Below are 13,703 nucleotides of genomic sequence, written 5' to 3'. Positions count from 1 at the left end.
ATCCGGTCAGGCGAAACGGAAAGGGAACCGCGCCGCCGTCCCGCGCGCATGCGCGAGGCGGCGGCCGGCGGCACGGACGCGATGCGGGATCAGCCGCCCGACTTCTCGAAGCGGCGCAGCAGCTCGTCGCCGCGCGAGGCAGCCGAGTCGAGCGCGTCCTTGGGCGACTTCTTCTGCGCCCAGACCTGCTCCAGCTCTTCGTCGACGACCGTGCGGATCTGCGGCATGTTGCCCAGACGCAGCCCCTTCGTGTAGGGCAGCGGCGGCTTGTTCAACATCTGCTTGATCGCGGTTTCCGCGCTCGGGTTCTTCGCATAGAAGCCCTGCTGGCGCGTGAGGTCGTACGCGGCCGTCGTGACCGGCAGGTAGCCCGTTTCCTGGTGCCACTTCGCGGCGATCGGCGGGGAGGCCAGGAACGCGAGGAATTTCGCGACGCCCTTGTAGGTCGCCGGATCCTTGCCGGCCAGCACCCACAGGCTCGCGCCGCCGATGATCGCGTTCTGCGGTGCGCCCTTCACGTTCGCGTCGTACGGCATCATGCCCGTGCCGTAGCTGAACTTCGCGAATTTCTGCACGTTCGCGAGCGCACCCGACGACGTCGTCAGGATCCCGCAGTCGCCGCTGTAGAACTTCGCCGACGCTTCGTCCTTGCGGCCCGCGTACGTGAACGTGCCGTCCTTCTGCATCTGCTGCAGGAACGCGATGTGGGCGATCTGCTGCGGCTTGTTGAATTCGAGCACCGCGTCGGCGCCGTCGAAGCCGTTGTTGCGGCTCGCGAACGGCAGCGCGTGCCACACGCTGTAGTTCTCGAGCTGGATCCAGCCCTGCCAGCCGGTCGTGAAGCCGCAGGCCATCCCCGACTTGCGCAGCTTCTCCGCATCGGCCTGCACGTCCGCCCATGTCTTCGGCGGCTGGTTCGGATCGAGCCCGGCCTTCTTGAACGCGTCCTTGTTGTAGTACAGCACCGGCGTCGAGCTGTTGAACGGCATCGACACGAGATGGCCCGTCTTCGCATCGCTGTAGTAGCTCGCGATGGTCGGCACGAACGCCTTTTCGTCGAGCGGCACGCCGGCGTGCTTGAACACGTCGTAGACGGGCACGACGGCCTTCTTCGCCTGCATCATCGTCGCGGTGCCGACTTCATAGACCTGGAGGATCGCCGGCGCGTTGCCGCTGCGATAGGCGGCGATGCCCGCCGCAAGCGCCTGGTCGTAGGTACCCTTGAAGACCGGCACGATCTTGTAGTCGCTCTGCGATGCGTTGAACTGCGTGGCGAGCTCGTTCACGCGCTCGCCGAGCGCCGACTCCATCGCATGCCAGAACTGGATTTCCGTCGCGGCGAACGCCGCATGCTGCACACCGAACATCAGCGCGCCGCCAAGCGCGATCGAGCGAATCGTGGTCCCCGCAGGCTTCTTCTTCATCGACCTCTCCTATGAAAACGTTACCAACAGCGTGTGCAACATTCCCGTCGCCATTGAACCGGCGAAGTCTAGTGATCGTTTGTGACAGTCAGTTGTCGTTGACGACGAACAGGCGCTGGTATTCCTTCAGCGCGAAGCGGTCGGTCATGCCGGCGATGTAGTGCGCGACGAGGCGCGGCTGCTGCGCTTCGTCGTCCGACTGGTACGGCGGCGGCAGCAGGCGCGGATCGTCGATGAACGCGTCGAACAGCCCGGTAACGACGCGCTGCGCCTTGTTCGCCATGCGCATCACCTTGTAATGGCGGTACAGGTTCTTGAACAGGAAACGCTTGAGGGCGGCCGCCTGCGCGGCGATCGCTTCGCTGTGCGCGACAAGCGGCGGCGCCGCGCGCACGTCGTCGAGCGACGCGGGCGCGACGCGCATGAGATTGCGCGTGGTCTCGTCGATCAGGTCGACGATCAGCGTGTTGATGATGCGGCGCACCGTCTCGTGCACGAGGCGGCGGCCTTCGAGATGCGGGAATTCCGCCAGCGCGGCCTCGTAGTGGCGCTGCCAGAGCTCGACTTCGGCGAGCTGCCCGATCGTGATCAGGCCCGAGCGCAGGCCGTCGTCGACGTCATGGTTGTTGTATGCGATTTCGTCCGCGATGTTCGCGAGTTGCGCCTCCAGCGACGGCTGGCGCCCTTGCAGGAACCGTTCGCCGAGCGCGCCGAGCTTGCGCGCATTCTCGCGCGAGCAATGCTTGAGGATGCCTTCGCGCGTCTCGAAGCACAGGTTCAGGCCATTGAACGCGCCGTAATGCTCCTCGAGCTCGTCGACGACGGCCAGGCTCTGCAGGTTGTGCTCGAAGCCACCGTGCTCGCGCATGCATGCATTCAGCGCGTCCTGCCCGGCATGGCCGAACGGCGTATGGCCGAGATCGTGCGCGAGCGAGATCGCTTCCACGAGATCCTCGTTCAGGCGCAGGTTGCGCGCGACCGAACGCGCGATCTGCGCGACTTCGAGGCTGTGCGTGAGGCGGGTGCGGAACAGGTCGCCTTCGTGATTGACGAAGACCTGCGTCTTGTATTCGAGCCGGCGAAACGCGGTCGAATGAACGATGCGGTCGCGGTCGCGCTGGAATTCGGTGCGCGCCGCCGGCGGCGTTTCCGGATGGCGGCGGCCGCGCGACTGCGATGCGTGGGCGGCATACGGAGCGAGATGGGCTTCCAGCGCCGCCAGCGTCGGCGGCTCGACCAGCGTCGCGACGGATGCGCGGCCGGCCTCGGGCAGTTTGCTGCTGGATGTCTCGCTCACGTCTGCTCCATGTCAGTGGCGCCGGGGCATCCGGGGCGCCGTTACCGGGTCGTCTGCGCCAGTGTAGCGAACACCGCTTCGTCGGGCGCCTGGGTGATCAGCGTATCGCCGAATCGCTTCAGCAGGATGAACTTGATCGCGCCGGCTTCGGCCTTCTTGTCGACACGCATCAGCTCCATGTAGCGCGCATCGCCGAGTGCCGGCCCGCGCACCGGCAAGTGCGCGGCGGCAATCACGGCATCGAGCCGCTGCCGCGACGCTTCGTCGAGGAGGCCGAGCCGCACCGACAGGTCGGCCGCCATCACCATCCCGCAGCCGACCGCTTCGCCGTGCAGCCATTCGCCGTAGCCGAGCCCGGCCTCGATCGCATGGCCGAACGTATGGCCGAAGTTCAGGATCGCGCGCAGGCCGCCTTCGCGTTCGTCGGCCGCGACCACGCTCGCCTTGATCTCGCACGAGCGCTTCACTGCATGCGCGAGCGCGGCCGGCTCGCGGCGGTTCAGCGCGTCGACGTTCGCCTCGATCCAGTCGAAGAATTCGGCATCGGCGATCGCGCCCGTCTTGATGACTTCGGCCACGCCGGCCGCCAGCTCGCGATCGGGCAGCGTGGTCAGCGCGCCGATATCGGCGATCACCGCCTGCGGCTGGTAGAACGCGCCGATCATGTTCTTGCCGAGCGGATGGTTGATGCCGGTCTTGCCGCCGACCGACGAATCGACCTGCGACAGCAGCGTCGTCGGCACCTGGATGAACGGCACGCCGCGCATGTAGCACGCGGCGGCGAAGCCGGTCATGTCGCCGATCACGCCGCCGCCGAGTGCGACGAGCGTCGTCTTGCGGTCGGCGCGCTCGGTCAGCAGGCCGTCGAAGATCAGGTTCAGCGTTTCCCAGTTCTTGTAGGCCTCGCCGTCCGGCAGCACGACCGTCGATACGCGCTTGCCGAGCGGCGCGAGCGCCGCGCGCAGCGCGTCGCCGTAGAGCGGATCGACCGTCGTGTTCGTGACGATCGTGACCGACGAACCGGTGATGTGAGGGGCGAACAGTTCGGTGCGGCCGATCAGGCCGGCACCAATGTGAATCGGGTAGGCGCGCTCGCCCAGGTCGACGTTGACGGTAATCATGCTTGTAGCGGCTTGGCGATGACGCCTGCCAGTTCGAGTTGCATCAGCACCATGTTGACGAGGCCGTTGACCGACGGACGGCCGGTCTCGATGATGAAGTCCGCGCATTCGCGGTACAGCGGGTCGCGCACTTCGTAGAGCGCTTCGAGACGCGCCTTCGGATCGCCGGTCTGCAACAGCGGGCGGTTCTTGTCCTTGCGCGTGCGCAGCCACAGATCGTGCGGGTTGGCGCGCAGATAGATGACGATGCCGTGGCCTTTCAGGCAATCGCGATTTTCGGCGCGCAGCACCGCGCCGCCACCCGTCGCGAGCACGATATTCTCACGCTGCGTGAGATCGGCGATCACCTGCGATTCGCGGTCGCGAAAGCCGGCCTCGCCCTCCATCTCGAAGATCACCGGAATGCGCGCACCCGTGCGGGCCTCGATTTCGTGGTCGGAGTCGAAGAACGTCCTGTCGAGCCGGCGCGCGACCGCACGGCCCACGGTGGTCTTACCCGCTCCCATAAGGCCGACGAAAAATACGTTTGCGTGTGGGTCCCGCGCTTGCAACGGCTTCCTCTGCTTGAATCTTGCTGGTGTGTGGCGCAGCTTACTGGCAAAGCGGCTGCCTTGTCGAGCCTGCGCCACCGGCTTCCGGCCCCCTTTTTCCCGCGTCCGCATCGCCCGCGCCGGACGTCTCGCACTGCGTGCCGACGACCGTCGGCGTGATGAAGACGACGAGTTCGCTGCGCTGGTCGCGCCGCGCGCGGTGCCGGAAAAGCGCGCCCAGTACCGGTATTTTGCCCAACAGCGGCACCCGCGTCACATCATCCCGGTTCAACTGCTCGTAAATCCCGCCGATCGCGACCGTCCCGCCGTTTTCGACCTCCACGCGCGTCTGCACGTGCTTCGTATGAATCGCCGGGCCGGCCGCGGTCGGCTCGCCGATGCTGTCCTTCGTCACGTCGAGGTCGAGCACGACGCGCCCGTCGGGCGTGATCTGCGGCTCGACCTCGAGCTTCAGTGTCGCGCGGCGGAACTGCACGCCACTCACGCCATTGCCGACCTTCGCCTGATACGGCAGCTCCGAGCCCTGTTCGACGATCGCCTTCACGCGGTCGGCCGTGACCACGCGCGGGCTGGACACGATCTGGCCCCGCCCCTGTGCCTCGAGCGCGCTCAGCTCGACGTCTAGCACGCGGCTGAGCGGCGCGGCGAACAACGTGAAGCCGGCCGTCGCCGCCTCGAAGCCGCCGAGCGGCCGCGCGGCGAGATCGAGCGCGTTGCGCGTGTCGGTCGCGGATGCCGCGCCGTCGGCCGTGGGCGCCCGTCCCTGCGCGCGCAACGCGATGCGAGCGCCGAGGTTGCGCGAAAAGCCCTGTTCGCCTTCGACGATGCGCGCCTCGATCCGCACCTGTCGCGACGGCCGATCGATCGCGTCGATCAGCCCCGCGATCTGCACGATGCGCGGCGCAAGATCTGTGACGAACAGCAGGTTCGTGCGCGGATCGGCCGCCGCGGCGCCGCGTTTCGACAGCAGGCGCTGGCCGGTCGCACCGGCCAGCAGCCGCTGCACGTCCAGCGCGCGCGGGTAATGCAGCGCGAAGGTCCGGCTCGCGAGCGGCTCCAGATCGGCCGCGCGGGCGTGCGTTTCGAAGCGCTCGCGCTCGCGCGCGGCGAGTTCGGCCGCCGGCGTGACCCAGATCACGTTGCCGCGCCGCGACATGGCCAACCCGTGCGTGTCGAGCAACGTATCGAACGCATCGCGCCAGCGGACATTGTTCAGACGCAACGTTACGGTGCCGCGCACCTGTTCGCCGACGATGATGTTGAGCCCCGTGAACCGCGCGAGCGCATCGAATGCGGCCGCGAGCCCGGCGCCTTGCAGGTTCAGCGAGATTCGCCGCGCGTCGTCCGCATCGCCGGGGTGCCGCGCCGCGGCGTCGCTCATGCGCGTCGGCGGTGGCAACGGGATCGGCGGCCCTTCCAGCAACGGTACCGGCGCGGTCGTGCCTGCCCGAACCGCTGCATGTGCGGCCTGATCGAACGGCTGTGGGCCGCCCTGTGCGGATGCGGCACCGTTCATGCCGTCCGCGCCATCGAGCGCGCCCTGCGGCAGCGGTGTGTCCTCGACAGACGCCTGCATCGCTGCGATCGGCCAGCCGGCCGGCGGTAAAGGGGGCAGCGGGGGCAAAGGCGGTAGCGCCGCGTGCGCCGTGGCCACGCATGACGCGACCTGGAATACGATCGCCCACCATCCGTATTTCGTCATGGACGACCTCCGTCGTCCACGAGGAACCGGCGCGCGCCATCGGCCGTCGCAAGCGTCACGGCGTCGGCATCGACGCGCATCACCCGCGCGGCCCCAAGCGCTTCGCCCCGCGCAACGGTCGCGAATCCGCCGTCACCCGCGTCGAACAACGCGAGCCCGGCGCGCGCGTCGCGAATGGTGCCCGCCAGACGCGGCACCTCATCGTCGGCTCCCGTGAGCGGCCCCGCGCCGCCGAATGGATCGTCGCCTGACGCACCGGCGAGCGTGGGCGCCGCGCCACCCGGCAAACGGGCTCCCGGGAGCGCCGGAAATACGTCGATCGTCATGTCGACCCGCGCCGTGGGCGGTTTTCGTTCGATATGCAGGACCGACGGCACCACCAGCGCGGGCAAACCCGCCAGCCCGCCCATCAGCCGCAACAGCGCCGGAAAGCCGCCGTCCGCGACGATCCGCACCGTGCGCCGGCCATCCTGTGCTGCATCGTCCGCGCGCTGCGGTTCGATCGACACGATCCGCAGTCCGCTCGCCCCGGCCAGGTCGGCCAGCTCCAGCATCAGCGCGGGCCACGCCGGCGCACGCGCCGAGCTGACGTTGCGCCCGGCGGCCGGGGCCGGGGCCGGGTCGCGCCGTTGCGTGGCGGCGAGTGCCCGCTGGGTGTCGGCGGCGCGCGTCTTTGCCGTTGCCAGCAACGCGCGACTGCGCGCGAGCCCGCTCCAGTCGCCGGCATCTGTCAGATGAATGCCGCCTAGCAGCACGGACGCGAATGCCGCCATACAGCCGACGGCGTGCGCGGTGGCCGGCGACACCCGCGCCATGCGGCCGAGCGACCCGGTAACGCCCGGCACGGACTTATGCACGATCGCTGTCATGCGCCGCCTCCCGCTGCGCCTTGCGGCGACGCGTCGTGCCAGCGCACCTGTACGGAAAACCGGAACGGCGCGGCTGACGCCGTGACGGGCATGGCCGAAGCCTGTGTCAGCTCCCCGATATCGAATCGCCAGTCGCGCTGCTCGGCCGCGATCCGCGCGAGCCAGCGCGCGGCCGCCCGGTAACTCGTCGCGCGCGCGTCGAGCACGGCGCCGGACGACGTCGTGCGCAATGCGTCGAGCCGGACGGTGTCGTCGCGCACCTGCGCCAGCGTCACGAGCAGCCCGGTGGCACGCCGGTAAGGCGCGGCAAGCACGATCGAGCGCGCATCGCGTTGCGCGAGGTCGGCGGCCGCGCCGGCGGTGCGCCGGACGGCCGCGACCTTGGGCTCCAATTGCCGCAGTTGCGCCTCCACACGCGCACGCTCGGCATCGATGCGCCATCTCCACACAGTCTGCGCGCCCGTCCACACGCAGGCCCCGAATACGCCGAGCACGATCGCTGCTCCGCACTGCGTGGCACGGCGCCGCCGCAACGCGTGCGCCACCCGCTCACGGTACGGCAGCAGATTGAAGCCGCCGAGAGCGGCGTGGCCGGCGCTATTCCGCCCGAACCCCGTATCGACCATCATTCCCATACCCCGCGCAGCGCCAGCCCGACCGCGAGAGCAAATGCCGGAGCGTCCGGCACACCGCCGGGTTCGCCCGGCAGCCCGTCCCATCCCGTACAGTCGAACGGCACCGCCGCCACGCCGAGTGCATCTCCGATGTCGGCGACCGACGTACCGCAGCGGGCAATGCAGCGCGCGTCGCCGGCCACGAGCACGCAGCGCACCGGCTCGAATACGCACTGGCGCAATGCATCGGGGAGCGCCGCCTGCACGTCGCCGGATACCGCGAGCACCGGTGCGGCGACCGGGCCGTCGACCCGCCAGCCGCGCACACCCGTGTCGCTGAACCAGAATGCGGCGTACGGGCCGTGCGCATCGAGCTCGAACTGCGCGGCATGGCGCAATGCGCGCAGCGCGGCGGCCGACTCGCCGTCGACGGCCGTCAAGTCGATGCCGGCCTGCGCGGCCACGTCGATCCGCCGCTCGAGCAATGCCTGCGGCGCCACGGCGACCGCGATCTCGCCCGAATGCGCGCCGTCCTCCTGCCGCCAGTCGAACGCGAAACTGTCCGGCGCCAGCCCCGAGATGCGCTCGGCCGCCTGCCGGGCGGCGTGGGCGACGTCCTCGCGCCCGGCCAGGTCGAGCGTTGCCGTGCGCATCTCGTCGTCGCGCAGTGCCATCACGCCATGCGCGTCGCAACGCACGCCTGCCGCCGACAGCCGCGACACGGCGGCCGCCAACGCCCGCGCGACCGCGGCCCAGCGCGCGTCCTCCGGACCGTCCGCGAGTCCTACCGACTCCCGCTCGAGCCCTTCGACCCGCACATCCGAGCCCCGGCCGCGCCGGCTCAGCACGGCTACCCTCACCTCGTCCGCCCCGACGTCGATGCCCGTCGAACGGTGCCTGCCCGGCGCGAACCGCGCCGCCCATCGTGCTGTCATCCCAGCCTCCCGCGCTCGTTGCGGCCCACGCCGCGTTTCCGATGCCTGATTCTGCAAAGCGGCGCGTGCCTCGGACAGTCGGCCGGACGGCCAGGCATGGCGCGCGGCGGCCGCGCGGACGTTATGCTGGCGGCACCGCGACCCACCGCTTTCCGCCGGCCACCCGTCGCGTCAGGGCCGGTCTTACCGGGCAGCTATAATCGCGGGACTGTTTTCCGGTATGCCTATGCAATCCACGTCTCCTACGTCCCCGCCTCCCGCGCCCGAGCCGAAGAAACGGCCCTGGTGGCAGAAAGCCCTGATCGGCGTCGCCGCGATGTGCGTGGCCCTCGTCGTGGCCGGCGGCCTCGTGCTCGGCTACGCGCTCGTCGTCGCATGGCCGAACATGCCGTCGCTCGACGCGCTGACCGACTATCGTCCGAAGATACCGCTGCGCATCTACACGTCCGATCACGTGCTGATCGGCGAATTCGGCGAGGAACGCCGCGACATCGTCCATTTCAAGGACGTGCCGGACTCGCTCAAGAAGGCGATCCTCGCGATCGAGGACGCGCGCTTCTACGATCACGGCGGCGTCGACCTTACCGGCATCGCCCGCGCCGGCTTCGTCGCGCTGACGAACGGCCATGCGTCGCAGGGCGCGAGCACGATCACGATGCAGGTCGCGCGCAACTTCTTCCTGTCGAGTGAAAAGACCTACACACGCAAGATCTACGAGATGCTGCTCGCGTACCGCATCGAGCGCGCGCTGACGAAGGATCAGATTCTCGAGGTCTACATGAATCAGATCTATCTCGGCCAGCGTGCGTATGGCTTCGCCAGCGCCGCGCGCGTGTATTTCGGCAAGGACCTGAAGGACATCACGCTCGCGGAAGCGGCGATGCTCGCGGGGCTGCCGAAGGCGCCGTCCGCGTATAACCCGGTCGTCAATCCGAAGCGCGCGAAGGTCCGCCAGGAATACATCCTGCAGCGGATGCTCGAGCTGAACTTCATCACGCGCGAGCAGTACGACGAGGCTGTCGCGCAGCCGCTCGTCGTCAAGGGCGCGGGCCGCGAGTTCAGCGTACACGCCGAGTACGTCGCGGAAATGGTCCGGCAGATGATGTATGCGCAGTACCGCGAGGAAACCTACACGCGCGGCTTCAACGTCGTCACGACGATCGATTCCGCCGACCAGCAGGTCGCGTACACCGCGCTGCGCAAGGGCATCATGGATTACGAGCGCCGCCACGGCTATCGCGGGCCGGAAGGCTTCATCGAGCTGCCGGCCGGCGCCGACGACCGCGAACAGGCGATCGACGACGCGCTGCTCGAGCATCCCGACAACGGCGAACTGATCGCGGCGGTCGTCACCGCGGCCACCCCGCGCCAGATCACGGTGGCCTTCATCGACGGCAGCACCGCGACGATCGAAGGCGACAACCTGCGCTTCGCGTCGAGCGCGCTGTCGGCCAACGCGCAGCCGAACCGCCGCATCCGTCCGGGCGCGATCGTCCGTGTCGTGAAGAACGACGCCGGCAAGTGGTCGATCACGCAATTGCCGCAGGTCGAGGGCGCGTTCATCTCGATCGTCCCGCAGGACGGCGCGATCCGCTCGCTCGTCGGCGGCTTCGACTACAACAAGAACAAGTTCAACCACGTCACGCAGGCGTGGCGGCAACCGGGTTCGTCGTTCAAGCCGTTCATCTACTCGGCGTCGCTCGACAAGGGCCTCGGGCCTGCCACGGTGATCAACGACGGCCCGCTGTATTTCAGCGCCGCGGAAACCGGCGGCCAGCCGTGGGAACCGAAGAACTACGGCGGCGGCTTCGAAGGTCCGATGTCGATGCGCACCGCGCTGCAGCGCTCGCGCAACCTCGTATCGATCCGGATCCTGAACCACATCGGCACGAAGTACGCGCAGCAGTACATCACCCGCTTCGGCTTCGACGCCGACCGCCATCCGGCCTACCTGCCGATGGCGCTCGGTGCGGGCCAGGTCACGCCGCTGCAGATGGCCGGCGCGTACTCGGTGTTCGCCAACGGCGGCTTCCGCGTGAACCCGTATCTGATCGCCGAAGTGACCGATCCGAACGGCGCGATCGTCGCCCGCGCGCAGCCGCTCATCGCCGAGCAGAACGCGCCGCGCGCGATCGACGCACGCAACGCATACGTGACGAACAGCCTGCTGCAGAGCGTCGCGCAGCGCGGCACGGGCGCACGCACCAACGTGCTGAAGCGCACCGACCTCGCAGGCAAGACCGGTACGACGAACGACTCGCACGACGCGTGGTTCGCCGGCTACCAGCACACGCTCGCGGCGATCGCGTGGATCGGCTACGACAACCCGCGCAGCCTCGGCGATCGCGAAACCGGCGGCGGCCTGTCGCTGCCGGTCTGGATCGAATACATGGGTGCGGCGTTGAAGGGCGTGCCGGAGTTCAAGCCGACGATGCCGGACGACGTCCAGTCGATCGGCGGCGAGCTGTACTTCACCGAGTTCACGCCGGGGCACGGCTTCGTGTCGACGGTCGGCGTGCCGCAGGCGCCGGCGGTGCAGGACACCGAGGAACCGGTGCCGCACGTCGACGAGCAGGAAAAGCAGGACATCATGAACCTGTTCCGCGGCCACTGACGAACGGCCCGGCCATGAAAAAAGCGCCCCGCTGGGGCGCTTTTTCTTTGTGCATTGATCCGACGTATCGGCGCCCGGCGGGCGAGCGAGCGTCGTTATGCGCGGAACGTGATCGGCAGGCCGGCCTGCTGCGTCGCGTAGTCGGTGAGCGCCGAGAAGAACTCGGTGCCGGTGCGCGTATCGCGCCATTCGCCGTCGACGAAACGGTAATGGAATCCGCCAGCCTTCGCGGCGATCCACAGCTCCTTCATCGGCGGCTGCAGGTTGATGATGATCTTCGAGCCGTTCTCGAACGTGAGCGTCAGCACGCTGCCGTTGCGCTCCAGATCGATGTCGTGATCGCCGTCGTTCGCGGCGTCCACGGTACGTTCGACGGACGCCAGCACCGCCTCGGCACGGGCCAGGTATTCAGTATCGGACATGCTAAACTCTATCGGTTAAATAATTGCTCAGGGACGATCATGCGAGTCGTTTTCCGGATGAGCGCGATTGTAGCGGCTTTGGCGATTCTTGCCGGCTGCGGGCAACGCGGTCCGCTCTATCTGCCTACCGTGCCCCCCTTGCCGGCGAAGCCCATGCAGCAGCAGGACACGCCGCCGTCGGACGTCGCGCCGACTGATGAAAACGCGTCCGACAGTATTCCCGATTCTTCCGGCACGCCGCTCACGCTGTCGCCCGAGCTGTCGAGCAGTGCGCCGAAGCCGGCCACGCCGGCATCAGGCCCGGCCGCCGCGCAGTAGCCGCGCGCCGCCGCAGCGGCGGTTCCTGTCGCGCCCAAAGGCGATGACTTCCGGTCATCGCCTTTTGTTTTTCCGGGCCCGCCACGTCAGGTACGGACGCGCCGCCAGCCCCATGCAAGCAGCCGCCAGCCGAGCAGCACCGCGACGATCGTCGCGTAGAGCTTCGGCTGCGCGAGATCGTGCTTGCCGGCCCGCATCCACCAGAAATGCAGCACGCCGAACAGCGCGATCGCATAGATCGCGCGATGCAGCGTAGCCCAGCGACGGCCGAGCCGGCGCACCATCGCACGCGGCGATGTCGCGGCCAGCGGAATCAGCAGCACGAACGCAGCGAAGCCGACCGTGATGAACGGACGCTTGCCGACATCCTTCAGGATCGCGAGCACGTCGAACCACTTGTCGAACCACAGGTACGTCGTGAAATGCAGCGTCGCATAAAAGAACGCAAACAGGCCGATCATCCGGCGAAAACGCAACAACGCCGGAACGCTCGTCACGTGCCGAAGCGGCGTGATGGCGAGCGTGATGCAGAGCATGACCAGCGTCCAGAGGCCCGTCGAACGCGTGATGAATTCGATCGGGTTCGCACCGAGCCGGTCGGTCAGCCCGAACAGCACGAGTCGCGCGAGCGGATAGAGGCCGGCCGCGAAAACCAGCACCTTGGCGGGCACCAGCCAGCGCGGCGACGTAGTACGCACGGCGCCGGCCCGGGAGCTACCCGCGGCTGCCGTGCGCGCGCCCGACGCGCGCACGGGCTCCAGTGTCGAAGGAGGCATGTCGTTTCTCACCGTCGCGCTCAGAAATTCTTTTTCAGATCCATGCCCTGATACATCGACGCGACGAGATCGCCGTAACCATTGAACATCAGCGTCTTGCGCTTCGGCGTGAAGAAGCCGTCCTCGCCGATCCGGCGCTCGGTCGCCTGGCTCCAGCGCGGGTGGTCGACGTTCGGGTTCACGTTCGAATAGAAACCGTATTCGTTCGACGCATACGTGTTCCAGCTCGTCTTCGGCTGCTTGTCGACGAAGCGGATCTTCACGAGCGACTTCGCGCTCTTGAAGCCGTACTTCCACGGCACGACGATGCGCACCGGCGCGCCGTTCTGATTCGGCAGCACCTGACCGTAGACGCCCATCGTCAGCAGCGTCAGCGGATTCATCGCCTCGTCCATCCGCAGCCCTTCCGAGTACGGCCAGTCGAGCACCGGCGTCGACAAGCCCGGCATCTGCGACGGATCGGCCAGCGTGATGAACTGCACGTATTTCGCGTTGCCGGTCGGCTGCATGCGCTTGATCAGCTCGGACAGCGGCACGCCGATCCATGGAATCACCATCGACCAGCCCTCGACGCAGCGCAGCCGGTACACGCGCTCCTCGAGCGGCGCGAGCTTCAGCAGTTCGTCGAGATCGAACACCTTCGGGTGCATCACCTCGCCCTCGACGCTCACGCGCCACGGGCGCGGCCGCAACGTGCCCGCGTTCTGCGCCGGGTCGCCCTTGTCGGTGCCGAATTCGTAGTAGTTGTTGTAGGACGTGATGTCCTTGAACGGCGTCACCTTGTCGGCCGCGACGAACTTCGGGTTCGTTTTCGCCGCGAGCTTCGCAGCTCGCGCATCGGGTGACGCATACGCGGCGAACGCCGCGCCGCTACCGCCCAGCAATCCGCCCGCCGCCGCCAGGCCGGCGGCCTGCAATACGCGCCGCCGGTTCTCGAACACCGCGCGCGGCGTAATCTGGCTCTGCGCGATATCACCGCCGGTCAGTACGGTGCGCAAAGGGGTTTTGATCCACATCGTGCTGCTCCTCCTGCATGCGCGGCGCGCACGCTTCATCAGCG

Annotated in this window: 13 protein-coding genes; 2 read left to right on the top strand and 11 right to left on the bottom strand. The window is 68.0% G+C overall.

All coding sequences use genetic code 11. From position 1 onward, the window contains the following. Window positions 1-89: 89 nt before the first annotated feature. From ugpB to FFI87_RS01700, 8 genes are all read right to left on the bottom strand, one after another. On the bottom strand, window positions 90-1,424 hold the full coding sequence (gene ugpB, locus FFI87_RS01735) for a sn-glycerol-3-phosphate ABC transporter substrate-binding protein UgpB (RefSeq protein ID WP_138848353.1): 1,335 nt from the start codon (window positions 1,422-1,424) through the stop codon (window positions 90-92). Window positions 1,425-1,512: 88 nt separating this feature from the next. After that, complete coding sequence (locus FFI87_RS01730) at window positions 1,513-2,697, bottom strand: deoxyguanosinetriphosphate triphosphohydrolase (protein ID WP_229202968.1); 1,185 nt, start codon at window positions 2,695-2,697, stop codon at window positions 1,513-1,515. Between the two features lie 65 nt (window positions 2,698-2,762). Beyond that, window positions 2,763-3,842: a 3-dehydroquinate synthase gene (gene aroB / locus FFI87_RS01725; RefSeq protein WP_012362908.1), complete on the bottom strand. Its 1,080-nt coding sequence runs from the start codon at window positions 3,840-3,842 to the stop codon at window positions 2,763-2,765. Then, window positions 3,839-4,393 carry a shikimate kinase gene (locus tag FFI87_RS01720; RefSeq protein WP_011655776.1) on the bottom strand — a complete coding sequence of 185 codons (555 nt, stop codon included), beginning with the start codon at window positions 4,391-4,393 and terminating at the stop codon, window positions 3,839-3,841. Before FFI87_RS01720 ends, aroB begins: the two co-directional genes overlap by 4 nt. 40 nt (window positions 4,394-4,433) lie before the next feature. After that, on the bottom strand, window positions 4,434-6,095 hold the full coding sequence (locus FFI87_RS01715) for a type IV pilus secretin PilQ (protein ID WP_138848354.1): 1,662 nt from the start codon (window positions 6,093-6,095) through the stop codon (window positions 4,434-4,436). Further along, window positions 6,092-6,964: a pilus assembly protein gene (locus tag FFI87_RS01710; RefSeq protein WP_138848355.1), complete on the bottom strand. Its 873-nt coding sequence runs from the start codon at window positions 6,962-6,964 to the stop codon at window positions 6,092-6,094. Before FFI87_RS01710 ends, FFI87_RS01715 begins: the two co-directional genes overlap by 4 nt. After that, on the bottom strand, window positions 6,961-7,593 hold the full coding sequence (locus FFI87_RS01705) for a PilN domain-containing protein (protein ID WP_138848356.1): 633 nt from the start codon (window positions 7,591-7,593) through the stop codon (window positions 6,961-6,963). Before FFI87_RS01705 ends, FFI87_RS01710 begins: the two co-directional genes overlap by 4 nt. Continuing rightward, window positions 7,590-8,513, bottom strand: coding sequence for a competence protein ComA (locus tag FFI87_RS01700; protein ID WP_138848357.1), 924 nt, complete (start codon window positions 8,511-8,513; stop codon window positions 7,590-7,592). Before FFI87_RS01700 ends, FFI87_RS01705 begins: the two co-directional genes overlap by 4 nt. Before the next feature lie 226 nt (window positions 8,514-8,739). Between FFI87_RS01700 and FFI87_RS01695 the strand changes: the two genes are divergently transcribed. Further along, complete coding sequence (locus FFI87_RS01695) at window positions 8,740-11,127, top strand: penicillin-binding protein 1A (RefSeq protein ID WP_012362902.1); 2,388 nt, start codon at window positions 8,740-8,742, stop codon at window positions 11,125-11,127. A 95-nt stretch (window positions 11,128-11,222) separates the two neighbouring features. Here FFI87_RS01695 and cyaY read toward each other — a convergent pair whose 3' ends face one another. Beyond that, the gene (gene cyaY, locus FFI87_RS01690) at window positions 11,223-11,549 is read right to left on the bottom strand and encodes an iron donor protein CyaY (protein ID WP_006758798.1); all 327 of its coding nucleotides are present in this window, start codon (window positions 11,547-11,549) and stop codon (window positions 11,223-11,225) included. 39 nt (window positions 11,550-11,588) lie between these two features. Here cyaY and lptM point away from each other — a divergent pair, with 39 nt between their 5' ends. Continuing rightward, complete coding sequence (gene lptM / locus FFI87_RS01685; protein ID WP_012362901.1) at window positions 11,589-11,867, top strand: LPS translocon maturation chaperone LptM; 279 nt, start codon at window positions 11,589-11,591, stop codon at window positions 11,865-11,867. 86 nt (window positions 11,868-11,953) lie between these two features. Here lptM and msrQ read toward each other — a convergent pair whose 3' ends face one another. Both msrQ and msrP read right to left on the bottom strand, forming a co-directional pair. After that, window positions 11,954-12,643 carry a protein-methionine-sulfoxide reductase heme-binding subunit MsrQ gene (msrQ, locus tag FFI87_RS01680; RefSeq protein WP_012362900.1) on the bottom strand — a complete coding sequence of 230 codons (690 nt, stop codon included), beginning with the start codon at window positions 12,641-12,643 and terminating at the stop codon, window positions 11,954-11,956. A 20-nt stretch (window positions 12,644-12,663) separates the two neighbouring features. Continuing rightward, complete coding sequence (gene msrP / locus FFI87_RS01675) at window positions 12,664-13,659, bottom strand: protein-methionine-sulfoxide reductase catalytic subunit MsrP (RefSeq protein ID WP_138848358.1); 996 nt, start codon at window positions 13,657-13,659, stop codon at window positions 12,664-12,666. Between the last annotated feature and the right edge of the window lie 44 nt (window positions 13,660-13,703).

The sequence above is a fragment of the Burkholderia sp. KBS0801 genome, assembly GCF_005937855.2.
Taxonomy (GTDB): Bacteria; Pseudomonadota; Gammaproteobacteria; order Burkholderiales; family Burkholderiaceae; genus Burkholderia; species Burkholderia ambifaria.
This window is presented reverse-complemented; position numbering and strand designations above follow the sequence as displayed.